Here is a 14,754-nt window from a genome sequence, read left to right on the forward strand (position 1 = left end):
TACCCCCTGGAGGATTCATACGAGGCGCTACCTAAATAGCTTTCGCGGAGAACCAGCTATTTCCGAGTTTGATTGGCCTTTCACCCCTAGCCACAAGTCATCCGAGACTTTTTCAACAGGCACCGGTTCGGTCCTCCAGTGCGTGTTACCGCACCTTCAACCTGCTCATGGCTAGATCACCCGGTTTCGGGTCTAAAGCAACGAACTCAAAACGCCCTGTTCAGACTCGCTTTCGCTGCGCCTCCACCTATCGGCTTAAGCTTGCTCGTTACTTTAAGTCGCTGACCCATTATACAAAAGGTACGCCGTCACCCAGGACGAACCTTGGGCTCCGACTGTTTGTAAGCATCCGGTTTCAGGAACTGTTTCACTCCCCTCGTCGGGGTGCTTTTCACCTTTCCCTCACGGTACTGGTTCACTATCGGTCGCTGAGGAGTACTTAGGCTTGGAGGGTGGTCCCCCCATGTTCAGACAGGATTTCACGTGTCCCGCCCTACTCAAATCCGACCCTCTCCCTTATCCGTACGGGGCTGTCACCCGCTTGAGCCTGCTTTTCCAAACAGTTCCGGTGAAGATCAGGTCGGCATTGGCCTGGTCCGCGTTCGCTCGCCACTACTAACGGAGTCTCGTTTGATGTCCTTTCCTCCGGGTACTTAGATGTTTCAGTTCCCCGGGTTCGCCTTAAACCCCTATGTATTCAGGATCTAATCCCTTCATCGGACCCTCCGTAGTGCCAGACCAGGATCGCTCCTGACCTGACAATACAAAGGGTCGAAGGGGGGTTTCCCCATTCGGAGATCCTTGGATCAAAGCTCGTTCGCAGCTCCCCAAGGCTTATCGCAGCGTACCACGTCCTTCATCGCCTCTCAGCGCCAAGGCATCCACCAGATGCTCTTACGACACTTGATTACTCTCATGATCCATGTCCGCCCGGCAAAAGCCGGACACGAATCCAAAAGAAAGACCTGTTCTTGGCTTGCGCCAAAAACATGTTTTGCTTGCCAAGCATCTCCGGCGCTCCCGGCTGCGGGCCGGGGCTGGTTCGCAGGAACTAGGTCGTCCTGCTGGCCGAAGATGCTGCCTCTTTACGATTTCAAACATCCGCGCTCACCCTCAAGATAAGGGGAGGCGAATTCCTTTGACCTCCGGATCATGGCCACGAAGCATCGTGGTGGAGCCTGTCGGGATCGAACCGACGACCTGAAGCTTGCAAAGCTACCGCTCTCCCAGCTGAGCTAAGGCCCCTGAGCCTCGTCACGAGGCGACACGACAATGGTGGGCCTGGGACGACTCGAACGTCCGACCTCACCCTTATCAGGGGTGCGCTCTAACCACCTGAGCTACAGGCCCCAACCAAAGCGCGCGCTGAAGCAGCGCCAACGCCCCGGTCGATGTATCCGGATTGAGAAGAGAAGCGAAGACGGCAGCGTCCCGCATAGCAGGGTCTGACTGACCCTAGTGTTCCAAGTGTTCCGATAGAAGCGGCATGACGCCACCTCGTAAGAGAACATCCTTAGAAAGGAGGTGATCCAGCCGCAGGTTCCCCTACGGCTACCTTGTTACGACTTCACCCCAGTCGCTGACCCTACCGTGGTCGCCTGCCTCCTTGCGGTTGGCGCAGCGCCGTCGGGTAAGACCAACTCCCATGGTGTGACGGGCGGTGTGTACAAGGCCCGGGAACGTATTCACCGTGGCGTTCTGATCCACGATTACTAGCGATTCCGCCTTCATGCACTCGAGTTGCAGAGTGCAATCCGAACTGAGACGGCTTTTGAGGATTAGCTCCCCCTCGCGGGTTCGCTGCCCTTTGTCACCGCCATTGTAGCACGTGTGTAGCCCAGCCCGTAAGGGCCATGAGGACTTGACGTCATCCCCACCTTCCTCGCGGCTTATCACCGGCAGTCCCCCTAGAGTGCCCAACTCAATGATGGCAACTAGGGGCGAGGGTTGCGCTCGTTGCGGGACTTAACCCAACATCTCACGACACGAGCTGACGACAGCCATGCAGCACCTGTGTTCCCGCCAGCCGAACTGAAGAGGCGTGTCTCCACTCCTCATACGGGACATGTCAAAGGCTGGTAAGGTTCTGCGCGTTGCTTCGAATTAAACCACATGCTCCACCGCTTGTGCGGGCCCCCGTCAATTCCTTTGAGTTTTAATCTTGCGACCGTACTCCCCAGGCGGAATGCTTAAAGCGTTAGCTGCGCCACTGACGAGCAAGCTCGCCAACGGCTGGCATTCATCGTTTACGGCGTGGACTACCAGGGTATCTAATCCTGTTTGCTCCCCACGCTTTCGCGCCTCAGCGTCAGATCCGGACCAGTCAGCCGCCTTCGCCACTGGTGTTCTTGCGAATATCTACGAATTTCACCTCTACACTCGCAGTTCCACTAACCTCTTCCGGTCTCAAGCCATGCAGTATCGAAGGCAATTCTGTGGTTGAGCCACAGGCTTTCACCCCCGACTTACAAAGCCGCCTACGCGCCCTTTACGCCCAGTGATTCCGAACAACGCTAGCCCCCTTCGTATTACCGCGGCTGCTGGCACGAAGTTAGCCGGGGCTTCTTCTCACGCTACCGTCATTATCGTCGCGTGCGAAAGAGCTTTACAACCCTAAGGCCGTCATCACTCACGCGGCATGGCTGGATCAGGCTTGCGCCCATTGTCCAATATTCCCCACTGCTGCCTCCCGTAGGAGTTTGGGCCGTGTCTCAGTCCCAATGTGGCTGATCATCCTCTCAGACCAGCTACTGATCGTCGCCTTGGTGAGCCATTACCTCACCAACCAGCTAATCAGACGCGGGCCGATCCTTCAGCGATAAATCTTTCCCCTTGCGGGCGTATCCGGTATTAGCCCAAGTTTCCCTGGGTTATTCCAAACTGAAGGGCACGTTCCCACGCGTTACTCACCCGTCTGCCACTGACCCCGAAGGGCCCGTTCGACTTGCATGTGTTAAGCCTGCCGCCAGCGTTCGTTCTGAGCCAGGATCAAACTCTCAAGTTGAAGAATTTGATCTCGACTGTAGTCACTACGCAAATTGACAGAGTCCATCTCACTCCAGGTCGCCCTGAAGCGGTGTACTCACCAAAGCATAGAACTGGTCGATGTCTATCCACCCGAACCCCAAAAGGTCCGGCGCAAGGACACCGCCGCCTACGCTTCTCTTCCCTCTCAACAATGTCAAAGAACAAGACATCTTTCGATGCCACCGATAAAAACAGACCCCCGCAGAAAAGCGCTTGTTCCCGACCGAAGTCGGGCCCAACAGCCCGGTTTCTGAGGAAGATCTGGGCGCCGTTCGCGTCAGCGGCGGCGTCGATGGGCGGTATATAGGCCGAACCCGTTTCGCCTGTCAACGTGCTTGTGAAACTTTTTTGACAGCCGGGCGAATTTCCGCGGACGGGGCCCCGCCGCACAGGTATTTTCCCGTCCTGCCTCACTGCCGTCACAGTGCGGACTGAAGCAGGGCCGCGAGGCGCGCTTTTCCCCGAACCTCCTTTGCCGGAGAGTTGGCGCGCCGACCAAGCTTATCTATGGATATGTGAGGTTGTCGTCTCCTGTGCTAGAGGGCCTCTGGCATCTTAAAGACAGCAACCCACCCGCATCGACGTCAGACAGAGATCTATGAGTCACCCTCCTTCCGATGACAGCCGTGCCAAGGGGTTCCGCAAGGAAGCTGCCCGTCTGTCATCCGGCATCGATCTCGGACATGAGCCGCCGCTCAACACCAGCGGGAGTGCGGCGCCGGAGGTCGACAAGAGAGAGGTGAACCTGCGCTGGCTCGGCGCCAGCGTCCTGACTGGCGTCACGGGCGCGGTTCTGATCGGGGCCTCCATTCACGTCGCCCTTCAGGGCGCGGCCATCTCGGCTCTCCCCCCGGAGCGCGCGGCTCTCGGATCCCGGTCCACCGTCGTGTCCGACGAGGACCGGTCTTCGAACGTGGCTCGCAAGGCCGACCGGCTCAACATGACGGAGCTGACGTCCTCCGCCCGGCAGAGCTTCAAGGCCCCGATGACGATGCGCATCGGAGAGCGCGAGGCTATCAAGGTCCGCAATTTCGTGCGCGTCGCCACGAATCTTTCCCTGACCGCCGGCACCTATGCGTCCGACATTCCGCCCTTCAACCCCATGCGCCTCTTCGCCGAGGGAATGGACGAGCAGCGCGTCGAGCCGACGCCGGAAGTGGCCGACGCGGATGTTTCGGTCCTCCGGCGCGACCTTGCCATGGTGGCCATCGCGGCGAGCGCCCCTTCCCTGACGGATAGCGACGTGCTCGCGATCCTGGAAGAGGAGCGCCGGGTCTCCAACGAGACCGGGCGCCGGACTTCGGTGCCGATTCCCGCCCAGCAGATGCTGTCCCGGACCCTGCGGCAGCCGGACGGCCTGGGCGATGCCCTCGGCTACGCCCGAGTCGTGGACGCCCCCTTCAGCACCATCGAAGTCCGGGTCGTTCCCGAGAACGTGACCGATCTTCCCAAGGCCGAGCAGCGGTCCATGGCGCCGCTCTTCGAAGAGCGCGAGGTGGTGCTCAAGAAGGGGGAGACCCTCGAGACGGTTCTGCGAAGCTACGGGGGCACTCCTGAGCAGATCGCCGCGATCACATCGGCACTGGCGGCCCGCATCAAGGTCGACGGCCTAGGCGAAGGCCAGAGGCTGCGCATCCTCATCGCGCCCGGCCCCCGTCTCGGGGATCCCAGGCAGATCGTGCGCGTGATCACGCTGGGCGAACGGGGCATCGAGGGGATCGCCGCCACCAACGACCGCGGCGTCTTCGTATCCGTGACGCCTCCGGCCGACGAGCGAAACCGGCAGATGGTCGAGGCCTCGGAGGACGAGGAGGACGACGACGGGCGCGGCGGGGTGCGGCTCTACGAGAGCCTCTACGAGACGGCGCTCAAGAACGAGCTCCCCCGCGAGAGCGTGGACGAGCTGGTGCGGATCTTCGGCTACGACGTCGATTTCCAGCGCCGGGTCTCGCAGGGCGATTCCTTCGAGGTCTTCTATGGCTCGGACGACGAGAACGGCACGCCCGAGATCCTCTATGCTTCGCTGACCGTGGGAGGGGAAGCGCGCCGCGTCTACCGCTACCAGGGCGAGGACGGCACCGTCGACTTCTTTGACGAATCCGGCCGCTCCCTCAAGAAGTTCCTGATCCGCAAGCCGATCTCGGACGGTATCCTGCGCTCGGGGTTCGGATCGCGATTCCACCCGATCCTGGGTTATTCGCGGCCGCATACGGGCATCGACTGGGCCAACAAGGTCGGCACCCCGATCCTGGCCGCAGGCAACGGCACCATCCGCTTCGCCGACTGGAAATCGGGCTATGGACGCCATATCGAGATCCAGCACGCCAACGGCTATGTGACGACCTATTCCCACATGTCGGGATTTGCCAAGAACATGGCGCAGGGCACCAGGGTCCGGCAGGGCCAGGTCATCGGCTATCTGGGCAGCACGGGCCTGTCGACCGGCCCCCACCTCCACTACGAGGTGCTGATCAACGGCAGCTTCGTCGATCCTCTCAAGATCCGGCTGCCCCGCGGCAGGGAGCTCGAGGGACGCGGGCTCGTGGACTTCAAGCGTCAGCGCGAGCAGGTCGACGAGCTGATGTCCCACAGCGTCGCCTCCGCGGCGCTCTCCCAGCGGGCAGAGTTGCGATAGAGCGCATGCTTGATCTCTTCGCGATCGTGCTGCCGGTCTTCGGCTTGATCGGCATCGGGTATGTCGCGCGCCAGACGGGGTTCATTTCGGAACGGGCCGGCGAGGGCCTGTCCGAATTCGTCTTTACCCTGTCGCTCCCCTGCCTGATCTTCCGCACCCTCGTCCGGGCGGAGATCCCGGCGGTCCAGCCCTGGGGCTACTGGATCTCGTATTTCGTCGGCGTGGGCGTCGTCTGGCTCCTGGCCACCGCGATCGGCCGGCGCTTCTTCGGCATCAAGGGCGTATCCGGCGTCGTCGCCGGGTTCTCGGCCGGCCAGGCCAACACGGTCTTCGTCGGCGTCCCGATGATCCTCAAGGCCTATGGGGACGAAGGCGCCGTCCCGCTCTTTCTCCTGATCGCCGTGCATCTTCCCGTCACGATGACCCTGGCGACGATCCTGGCCGAAGGACGCCAGGCCTCTCCCCTGCTGATCCTGCGCCGCCTCCTGACTCATCCCATCGTCGTCGGTATCCTGGCGGGATCGGCCTGCCGCCCCATCGCCGCCCATGTGCCGGCCCCGGCCTGGCAGGTCATGGATCTTCTAGCGAGCGCCGCGGTCCCCTGCGCGCTGATCTCCATGGGGATTGCGCTGCGTCGCTACGGCCTGCAGACGGGCTGGAAGCTGCCGACCGCGATCTCGTTCCTCAAGCTCGTCGTGCACCCCCTGCTGGTCCTGCTGCTCGCCACGCAGGTCTTCCACATGCCGCCGGTCTGGGCCGGGGTGGCGGTGCTCTTCGCCTCATGCCCTTCGGGCATCAACGCCTACCTGTTCGCCGAGCGCTATGGGGAAGGCGTGGCCCTCGCCTCCAGCGCCATCACCCTGTCGACATTCCTCGCCCTGGGCACGACCCTGGTCTGGCTCTACGTGCTGGGCGTCGGCTGACGACCGAAGCCGAGCCGCCGCCACAGGTCCTGCGGCGTCGCGCCCTCCGCGCGCAACTCCGCCAGGGATTTCGACCGGCGGCTCTTCGCCAGCTTGTCGCCCTCCGGGTCGCGCAGAAGGCCATGGTGGTGGTACCGGGGCGTCGGCAGGTCCAGCGCCGTCTGGAGCAGCACGTGGAGATCGGTCGCGGCTTCGAGATCCTGGCCGCGGACCACATGGGTGATCCCCTGGAGCGCATCGTCCACCACGACGGAGAGATGATAGCTCGTCGGGATTTCCTTGCGCACGATGACCGCATCGCCCCAGCGCCGGGGATGCGCGGTGACCACCTCTTCCTGGCCGTCCCGGTCAAAGCGCCTAAAGAGGAGTGGGTCCGGCGCAAGCGTGTCCAACGCCGCCATGTCGAGGCGCCAGGCATGGGGCTCGCCGGCCGCGATCCGGCGCTCGGCCTCGCCGGCCTGCAGGGCCCGGCAGGTCCCCGGATACAGCGGCGCAAGGTCGGGATCGCGAGGCCAAGCCTCGCCGCTTTCCGCCTCCCGGCAGGCAATCGTCTCGGCGATGTCCTTGCGGGTGCAGAAGCACGGATAGACCACTCCCCTCCCCTTCAGCCTCTGGAAGGCGGCGCGGTAATCGGCGAAATGCTCCGACTGCCGGCGGACCGGCGCCTCCCAATGCAGGCCGAGCCAGGCGAGATCGTCATAGATGGCGGCCTCGAATTCGGGCCGGCAACGTGTGATATCGATATCCTCGATACGCAGAAGGAAGCGGCCGCCGAAGCGGTGGGCGAAATCCGCGTTGAGCAGGGCGGAATAGGCGTGGCCCAGGTGAAGCCGGCCGTTGGGGCTGGGAGCGAATCGAAAGACCGGCTTCGTCACGGGAGCCTGCGAACAAGGGATGCGAAGGAATGGTCACCCTCCTCGAAACGGACGCGGTTCTCAAGAGGGGCTTGAGCGAACTGGCGCTGGCGGATCCGGTGATGGCGAAGCTCGCCGAGAGCGGGGTCACGCCGCAATTGCGCCGCCGGCCGCCCGGCTTCGAGGGGCTCGCCTGGATCGTCGTCGGCCAGCAGGTGTCCACCGCCAGCGCGACCGCCATCTGGAACCGCCTGCGGCAGATCCTCGAACCTCCGACGCCCGACGTCTTTCTGCGGCTTTCCGATGAGGATCTGCGGGCGGCCGGGTTGTCCGCCGGGAAGGTCAGGACCCTCCGGGCTCTGGCGACGGACATCGTGGAGGGCAGGCTTCCTCTCGACGAGTTGCAGAACCGCCCGGCCGAGGAGGCCCACGAACTCCTCACGCGGGTGAAGGGGATCGGCCCCTGGACGGCCGACGTCTACCTGCTTTTCTGCCTCGGCCATCCGGACGCATTCCCGAGCGGCGATCTGGCCGTGCAGGAGGCGGCCCGCCTCGCCTATGGGCTGGAGCAGCGGCCGGACGCCAGATCGCTCGCTTCCCTGGCCGAGACCTGGCGCCCCTGGCGGGGCGTCGCGGCCAAGATGCTCTGGGCTTATTACCGCAAGGTCAAATCCCGGGAAGGCGCTCCCGTGTGACGCCCTTGCGGCCTCGTGGGCTTCACCCCCGGGCAGCCGCAAGAGCCGCATGAGCTCCGGCCATGAGCATCGAGATGTCGCTGCCGATGGACACCATGTGGAAGCCCTTGGCCGACAGTTGGGCCGCCCGCGCTCCCGACACGGCATAGATGGCCGCGACCTTGCCGGCGGCCCTGACCCGGGCGAGGGCATGGTCGAGCGCCTTCTCGACCTCGGCGCCGGCGGGATTGACGCTCTTTCCGCCCGAGAGGGCGATCGAAAGATCCGAAGGGCCGATGAAGATGCCGTCGATGCCCGGCACCGCCAGGATGTCGTCGATGATGGCGAGGGCCTCGCGGGTCTCCACCATGGCGAAGGAGACGGTCAGGTCATTGGCCTGCTGCAGATACGCGCCGGGCTCCAGCCTGGTCAGGGACAAGGCCCCGTAGGCGCCCCAGCTGCGCTCTCCGACGGGTGGGAACTTCGTGAAGGCGGCGAAGCGCCTGGCATCCTCGATGGTGTTGATCATGGGCGCGATCACGCCCGACACCCCCGCATCCAGGAAGCGCGACGCGGAGGCGAAATCGCCCACCGGGATGCGGACCAGGGAGGGCTTTCCCGCGGCGGCGATCAGCGGCACCGCCTGAAGCGCGGCCGCAAAGTCGATGGAGCCGTGCTGCAGGTCCATGACGACGGCATCGAAGGCTTCATGGGCCAGCATGCCGGCCACGGAAGGATCCGGCATGCCGCACCAGGCCGTCAGAACGGGAGAACCGGCTTTCAGCCGCTCTGGGAACGATGGATGGCTCGGCATGATGCCCTTTCGGTAGGCTGTCCTTCATGCGTTATAAGGGCGCACTCGCGCGGACGCCAGACTCCCCCCATCTCTTTGAAGGTGCTTTCGGCAGGTTGCAGAATTGCAGCCCATCTCCCCGCGTTGTGCTTGCCCGAGGGATCGGATAGGTTGCCCCTTCAAGCGGAGCGCCGGTGAACAGCCGCGCTTAACGCCAGCCGCGGATCTAAAAAATGAACATCCCCAGGAGCCACGGCAAATGGATTTTCTCAAACCACGGTACACGCCTATGAATCGTCGCCGTCGCATCTATGAGGGCAAGGCGAAGGTCCTCTATGAAGGCCCGGAACCCGGTACGCTCATCCAGCACTTCAAGGATGACGCGACCGCCTTCAATGCCAAGAAGCATGAAGTGATCGACGGCAAGGGCGTGCTCAACAACCGGATCTCGGAATACCTGTTCCAGCATCTGAACGACATCGGCATTCCGACCCACTTCATCCGTCGCCTGAACATGCGCGAGCAGCTGATTCGCGAAGTGGAGATCATCCCCCTCGAGGTGGTAGTGCGGAACGTGGCGGCGGGCTCGCTGGCCACTCGCCTGGGCATCGAAGAAGGCACGCAGCTGCCCCGGTCGATCATCGAATTCTATTACAAGAACGACGCCCTCAACGATCCCATGGTGTCGGAGGAGCATATCACGGCGTTCGGCTGGGCCTCCCCCCAGGAGATCGACGACATCATGGCGCTCGCCATCCGGGTCAACGACTTCCTGTCCGGCCTCTTCCTCGGCGTCGGCATCCGTCTCGTCGACTTCAAGCTGGAGACGGGTCGTCTCTGGGAGGGCGAGCTGATGCGCATCGTCGTCGCCGACGAGATCTCCCCGGATTCCTGCCGCCTCTGGGACATCAAGTCGAAGGACAAGCTCGACAAGGACCGGTTCCGCCGGGACATGGGCGGGCTGGTCGAGGCCTATTCCGAGGTCGCCCGGCGCCTCGGCATCCTGGCCGAGAACGAGAACCCGGTCACGGGTGGCCCTCGCCTCGTGCAGTGAGGTCGCCCGCCATTGATGATCCGAAAGCCCGGCCTCAGCGCCGGGCTTTTTGCTGCCTCGTAGGGCTTCGGGAATTCCGGTTGCGGATCCTTGGTCCATGATTGCCATGTCAAAGAGCCAGCGCCTGTGGGCCCGCCGCTTGCGCTGCGAGCCTGCAGGTCAGTCGAGGGAGGGCGCGAGAAGGCGTCCGGCTCGGTTGTAAGCTAAGGGAAGAACCTGACGGCTCCTCGCGCACGGTTCTTTTAGGCGTTGAGACTTGGACCAGCGCAGGGCTGCCAAGGGCCTCCTGCCGCCGGCTGCGTGACCGGCGGACAGGACCGTGCCGGATCCCACACCGTGCGACGCCTCGCGAAGCGCGCCCCTCGTCGGATCAGGCTGCGCAACGATATAGCCAAGGTTCATCCCCCTGTCAAGAACAAAGTGAGAACGTTACGTTTCTCCCGCTCTCGATGTCATTCCGGGGCCGCGAAGCGGAACCCGGAACCCATAAACACGACAGAGAAGGAAAGAGTGAGCAGCGTTCCATTTCGTCCGGCATCTTTAGCGGTTATGGATTCCGGGTTCGCCTGCGGCGCCCGGAATGGCAGCGAGGTGCCTTTCAGAATCGGGACGACCGGCACAAGGTCAGCCCTGACAGGGTGGGCATTCGGACCAAAACGGGAGCGCTCCCGGAAGGGCACGACGCTCTAGGAAGAGCACGAAGATTCCGCCTTGGCCCCATTTCCCTCCCGGCCCGTTTCGCGCAAAGATGAGCCATGCCATTCCGCCTGTTGCGTTCCAGCCTGTTCATCCTGATCTTCGGCCTGACTGTTGCGAGCTGCGGCTACATCCCCCGTCAGGTCGCGGGACTTCCCTCGGGGCCGCCCTGGGATGCCTTACCCTTGCGGAAGTGGCTTGCCGAGGACCGGGCCGAGCCCATTGCGCTGGCCTTCTGCGCCCCGCCCGAATGCAGCCCGGGCCTTGCCGTGAGCGTCATTCGCCTGACCGGCAAGGACGCGGACATCACGGACGCCGTCCTGAGAGACCCGGAACGGCTGGCCCGGGCGCTGCGCTCGCCCGTGGGCCGGGAGAAGCCTGTCAAAACCCGGATCAGCGTCGAGCGCCTCGTGGATTCGCCTTATCCCGGCTTCGCCATAGAGCTCGCCCCGTCTGACGGCGGCAAGCGGCCGGCCTATGGAGCAGCCCTCGGGCGACGGTCCGGAAACGACCTGGAGGTCGTCCTGGTGATCGGCGAAGCCCCCGATGCCGTGCGTGAACGGGCCAGGGAAGTCGCTGCCCGTGAATTGGGCTCGTAGAGTTAGGCTCATCGAGCCTGCCGCACGATCTTTCGGTGAACCGGCATCCACTTCACCGGATCGTGCTTCAAGCCCGTTGTCTCTTGCGGCTAAATTCTTTATGGCCTTGGCCAAATCTCAACAGCCCGAGGCCCCCATGAAAGCGCGTGTCACCGTGACCCTCAAGAACGGCGTTCTTGATCCCCAAGGGAAGGCCATCGAAGGCGCCCTCAAGTCCCTCGGGGTCGAGGGTATCGACGGGGTCCGCCAGGGCAAGGTCTTCGACATCGAGCTCGGAACCACGGACAAGGCCAAGGCCGAAGCCGCCCTCAAGGCGGCCTGCGAGAAGCTGCTCGCCAACACGGTCATCGAGAACTATCGCGTCGAACTGACCTGATTGTCATGCCCGGACCCTGTCCGGGCATCCACGTTTTTGTCGCGCCGTCAGGCGTGGATGGCCGGGACGAGCCCGGCCATGACGAGAGAAGGATGAACTGATGAAATCTGCCGTCATCGTCTTCCCCGGCTCCAATCGCGAAGGCGACGTGCTGCGGGCGCTCAAATCGGCCGGATCCCAGGTGGAGAAGGTCTGGCACGCCGAGACCGAGCTGCCGAAGGGCACGGATCTCGTGGTCCTGCCGGGCGGCTTCTCCTATGGTGACTACCTGCGCTGCGGCGCCATTGCCGGCCGCGCCACCGTGATGGATGCGGTCCGCGCCCATGCGGCCCGGGGCGGCCTCGTGCTCGGCATCTGCAACGGGTTCCAGATCCTGTGCGAATCCGGGCTTCTCCCCGGCATCCTGATGCGCAACGCCAACCTGAAATTCATCTGCCACCGGCAGTTCCTACGCGTCGAACGCAACGACACCGCCTTCACCCGGGCCTATGCCAAGGGCCAAGCCATCGACGTCTGCGTGGCGCATGGCGAGGGGAACTACACGGCCGACGCGGAGACCCTGAAGCGCCTCGAAGGCGAGGGCCTGGTGGCCTTCCGCTATTCCGACGCGCAGGGCCACATCACGGCCGATTCCAACCGCAACGGCTCCATGAACGCGATCGCGGGCATCTATTCCGACAAGCTCAACGTGCTCGGCATGATGCCCCATCCGGAAAACCTGATCGAGGACCTCGTGGGCGGCACCGACGGGCGCGGCCTGTTCGAGAGCCTCGTGTCGAGCTTTCCGAAAGCGGCCTGATCCCAGAAGCGGGGACGAGACGCCCCCGCTAGATCTCATCCTGAGGACATCCGATTGTCCTTCCCCCTCCCGACCGGGAGAGGGTAACCTTGCGAGACCCCGATGATCCGCAACGACGTCGCCATCACCCCGGAGCTGGTCAAGGAGCACGGGCTGAAGCCCGATGAATACGAGCGCTTCGTGAACCTGATCGGCCGCGAGCCGACCATCACCGAGCTCGGCATCGTCTCGGCCATGTGGAACGAGCACTGCTCGTACAAGTCCTCGCGCATCCACCTGCGCGGCCTGCCGACCAAGGCCCCGTGGGTCATCCAGGGTCCGGGCGAGAACGCGGGCGTGATCGATATCGGCGACGGGCTCGCCTGCATCTTCAAGATGGAAAGCCACAACCACCCGTCCTTCATCGAACCCTACCAGGGCGCGGCGACGGGCGTGGGCGGCATCCTGCGCGACGTGTTCACCATGGGAGCGCGGCCCATCGCGTCCCTGAACCTCCTGCGCTTCGGCGAGCCGGATCACCCCAAGACCCCTCACCTCGTCTCGGGCGTGGTGGCGGGCATCGGCGGCTACGGCAATTCCTTCGGCGTGCCGACGGTCGGCGGCAGCGTCGGGTTCGACAAGCGCTACAACGGCAATATCCTGGTCAACGCCATGGCGGTGGGCCTCGCCCGCACCGACGAGATCTTCTACGCGAAGGCCACCGGCGTCGGGAACCCGATCGTCTACCTCGGCTCCAAGACCGGCCGCGACGGCATCCACGGCGCCACCATGGCGTCGGCCGAGTTCGACGATGCGTCCGAGGAGAAGCGTCCGACCGTACAGGTGGGCGACCCCTTCGCCGAGAAGCTCCTGCTCGAAGCCTGCCTCGAACTGATGAAGTCCGGCGCCGTGATCGCCATCCAGGACATGGGCGCGGCCGGCCTCACCAGCTCGGCGGTCGAGATGGGCGCGAAGGGCAACCTCGGCATCGAGCTCGATCTCGACAAGGTGCCCTGCCGCGAGGAGGGCATGACCGCCTACGAGATGATGCTGTCCGAGAGCCAGGAGCGCATGCTCATGGTGCTCAAGCCCGGCATGGAGAAGGAGGCCGAGGCCATCTTCCACAAATGGGGCCTGGACTTCGCCGTCATCGGCAAGACCACCGATACGCTCCGTTTCGTCATCAAGCACCAGGGCGAAGTGAAGGCGGATCTCCCGATCAAGGAGCTGGGCGACGAGGCACCGCTCTATGACCGTCCCTGGGTCGAGAGCCCCAAGCAGCCGGTCATCGCGCCGGACAGCGTGAAGGCCCCGATGTCCGAGGCCGAGGCGCTCCTGAAACTCGTCGGCTCGCCGGACCAGAGCTCCAAGCGCTGGGTCTGGGAGCAATACGACCATCTGATCCTCGGCAACACGGTCCAGACGCCCGGCGGCGATGCCGCCATCGTGCGCGTCGAGGACGGCCCCAAGGGTCTGGCGCTCACCACCGACGTGACGCCGCGTTACTGCGAGGCCGATCCCTTCGAAGGCGGCAAGCAGGCGGTGGCGGAAGCCTGGCGCAACATCACGGCCGTGGGCGGCCTGCCGCTCGCCATCACCGACAACCTCAACTTCGCCAGCCCCGAACGGCCTGAATCCATGGGCCAGTTCGTAGGCTGCGTCCGGGGCATCGGCGAGGCCTGCAAGGCGCTCGACTTCCCCGTCGTGTCCGGCAACGTGTCGCTCTACAACGAGACCAACGGCCAGGGCATCCTGCCCACCCCGGCCATCGGCGGCGTCGGCCTCCTGGACGACGTGACGGTCAACGCCTCCATCGCCTTCAGGCAGGAGGGCGAGGCCGTCATCCTCATCGGCGCGACGCAAGGCTGGCTCGGCCAGTCGATCTACCTCCGCGACGTCTGCGGCCGCGAGGAAGGCGCTCCGCCGCCGGTGGATCTCGCGAGCGAGAAGCGCAACGGCGATTTCGTGCGCCAGCTCATCCGCTCCGGCCAGGTCAAGACCGTCCATGACGTCTCGGACGGCGGCATCGCGCTCGCGCTCGCCGAAATGGCGATGGCCGGCCAGGTGGGCGCCGAGATCACGGCTGTTCCCGAGGGCTTAGCCCTCCATGCCTTCCTCTTCGGCGAGGATCAGGCCCGCTACCTCATCGCCGTCGACGAGGATGCGGCCGCCGACATCCTCTACGCGGCCGGCGCCGTCGGCATTCCGGCCGTGACCCTGGGCGTCACCGGGGGCGATGCGTTGATTCTGCCCGGCCAGCAGGCCATATCCGTGAAGCAATTGAAGGCAGCGCACGAAGCCTGGCTGCCGGAATACATGACCGGCAAGTCATAAGGAGTTTGATT

General features: G+C 64.0%; 10 protein-coding genes, 2 tRNA genes and 2 rRNA genes (1 of these 14 cut by a window edge). 8 read left to right on the top strand and 6 right to left on the bottom strand.

Annotation, left to right across the window (positions count from 1 at the left end; translation table 11 throughout):
- From U0023_RS05605 to U0023_RS05620, 4 genes are all read right to left on the bottom strand, one after another.
- Positions 1 to 909, bottom strand: a 23S ribosomal RNA gene (locus U0023_RS05605); it reaches 1,903 nt to the left of the window's first position.
- Positions 910 to 1,169: 260 nt separating this feature from the next.
- Positions 1,170 to 1,245: transfer RNA gene (locus tag U0023_RS05610), tRNA-Ala, on the bottom strand.
- A 28-nt stretch (positions 1,246 to 1,273) separates the two neighbouring features.
- Positions 1,274 to 1,350: transfer RNA gene (locus U0023_RS05615), tRNA-Ile, on the bottom strand.
- 167 nt (positions 1,351 to 1,517) lie between these two features.
- Positions 1,518 to 3,004: ribosomal RNA gene (locus U0023_RS05620) — 16S ribosomal RNA — on the bottom strand.
- The 16S and 23S rRNA genes sit together here with 2 tRNA genes alongside, the layout of an rRNA operon.
- A 621-nt stretch (positions 3,005 to 3,625) precedes the next feature.
- On the opposite strand from U0023_RS05620, the gene U0023_RS05625 reads away from it, so the two are divergent.
- Positions 3,626 to 5,662, top strand: a complete 2,037-nt coding sequence (locus U0023_RS05625; protein ID WP_009763320.1) for a M23 family metallopeptidase — start codon at positions 3,626 to 3,628, stop codon at positions 5,660 to 5,662.
- 5 nt (positions 5,663 to 5,667) lie between these two features.
- Positions 5,668 to 6,585 carry an AEC family transporter gene (locus tag U0023_RS05630; RefSeq protein ID WP_009763319.1) on the top strand — a complete coding sequence of 306 codons (918 nt, stop codon included), beginning with the start codon at positions 5,668 to 5,670 and terminating at the stop codon, positions 6,583 to 6,585.
- On the opposite strand, the gene gluQRS is transcribed toward U0023_RS05630, so the two are convergent.
- Positions 6,564 to 7,460, bottom strand: coding sequence for a tRNA glutamyl-Q(34) synthetase GluQRS (gene gluQRS, locus U0023_RS05635; protein ID WP_009763318.1), 897 nt, complete (start codon positions 7,458 to 7,460; stop codon positions 6,564 to 6,566). The two genes, U0023_RS05630 and gluQRS, sit on opposite strands and share 22 nt — an antisense overlap.
- 29 nt (positions 7,461 to 7,489) lie before the next feature.
- Between gluQRS and U0023_RS05640 the strand changes: the two genes are divergently transcribed.
- Complete coding sequence (locus tag U0023_RS05640) at positions 7,490 to 8,134, top strand: DNA-3-methyladenine glycosylase family protein (RefSeq protein ID WP_009763317.1); 645 nt, start codon at positions 7,490 to 7,492, stop codon at positions 8,132 to 8,134.
- Between the two features lie 22 nt (positions 8,135 to 8,156).
- Here U0023_RS05640 and U0023_RS05645 read toward each other — a convergent pair whose 3' ends face one another.
- The gene (locus U0023_RS05645) at positions 8,157 to 8,927 is read right to left on the bottom strand and encodes an HpcH/HpaI aldolase family protein (RefSeq protein WP_009763316.1); all 771 of its coding nucleotides are present in this window, start codon (positions 8,925 to 8,927) and stop codon (positions 8,157 to 8,159) included.
- A gap of 238 nt (positions 8,928 to 9,165) precedes the next feature.
- Here U0023_RS05645 and purC point away from each other — a divergent pair, with 238 nt between their 5' ends.
- The 5 genes from purC to purL all read left to right on the top strand — a co-directional run bounded on the left by purC (position 9,166) and on the right by purL (position 14,743).
- Entirely contained in the window at positions 9,166 to 9,960 is a 795-nt protein-coding gene (gene purC, locus U0023_RS05650; protein ID WP_009763315.1) for a phosphoribosylaminoimidazolesuccinocarboxamide synthase, read from the top strand.
- Between the two features lie 755 nt (positions 9,961 to 10,715).
- The gene (locus tag U0023_RS05655; protein WP_009763314.1) at positions 10,716 to 11,255 is read left to right on the top strand and encodes a hypothetical protein; all 540 of its coding nucleotides are present in this window, start codon (positions 10,716 to 10,718) and stop codon (positions 11,253 to 11,255) included.
- A 136-nt stretch (positions 11,256 to 11,391) separates the two neighbouring features.
- The gene (purS, locus tag U0023_RS05660; protein ID WP_009763313.1) at positions 11,392 to 11,631 is read left to right on the top strand and encodes a phosphoribosylformylglycinamidine synthase subunit PurS; all 240 of its coding nucleotides are present in this window, start codon (positions 11,392 to 11,394) and stop codon (positions 11,629 to 11,631) included.
- Positions 11,632 to 11,731: 100 nt separating this feature from the next.
- The gene (gene purQ / locus U0023_RS05665) at positions 11,732 to 12,430 is read left to right on the top strand and encodes a phosphoribosylformylglycinamidine synthase subunit PurQ (RefSeq protein ID WP_009763312.1); all 699 of its coding nucleotides are present in this window, start codon (positions 11,732 to 11,734) and stop codon (positions 12,428 to 12,430) included.
- Between the two features lie 102 nt (positions 12,431 to 12,532).
- On the top strand, positions 12,533 to 14,743 hold the full coding sequence (purL, locus tag U0023_RS05670; RefSeq protein WP_009763311.1) for a phosphoribosylformylglycinamidine synthase subunit PurL: 2,211 nt from the start codon (positions 12,533 to 12,535) through the stop codon (positions 14,741 to 14,743).
- Positions 14,744 to 14,754: the final 11 nt, after the last annotated feature.

Origin of the sequence: Microvirga lotononidis (assembly GCF_034627025.1) — a bacterium.
GTDB lineage: Bacteria > Pseudomonadota > Alphaproteobacteria > Rhizobiales > Beijerinckiaceae > Microvirga > Microvirga lotononidis.